This window comes from Ferrovum myxofaciens, assembly GCF_000735045.1.
Lineage (GTDB): Bacteria > Pseudomonadota > Gammaproteobacteria > Burkholderiales > Ferrovaceae > Ferrovum > Ferrovum myxofaciens.
Map to the genome: position 1 here is coordinate 1 of NZ_JPOQ01000594.1, position 253 is coordinate 253.

1 protein-coding gene is annotated in these 253 nt (G+C 54.5%); it reads right to left on the reverse strand.

What is annotated here, in order from left to right:
* On the reverse strand, nt 1–253 hold a 253-nt coding region (locus IV91_RS0115260; protein ID WP_031599557.1), incomplete at both ends, for a transposase.

Sequence of the window (253 nt, forward strand, 5' to 3'; positions counted from 1 at the left end):
GTTGCGCGCCCGTCTGAATCCCTTCGGGAGAATATGCAGCAGGATTTTGTGCAGAAATTCCACACCGCTCAGGGTGCGGGATTCCCACTGTTTGGTTTTGCTATTCTGGTAGCGGAATGTGACTTTGCCGTTCTGATCCGACACGATATTTTTTTCGGGCAGCACGCCCCGATATAAATAGCGCCCCAGATACACCAGGGCCTTCTGCCCTGTTCCCACCGCCTTGCAGTCGACAACCCACTCGGCAGGATAG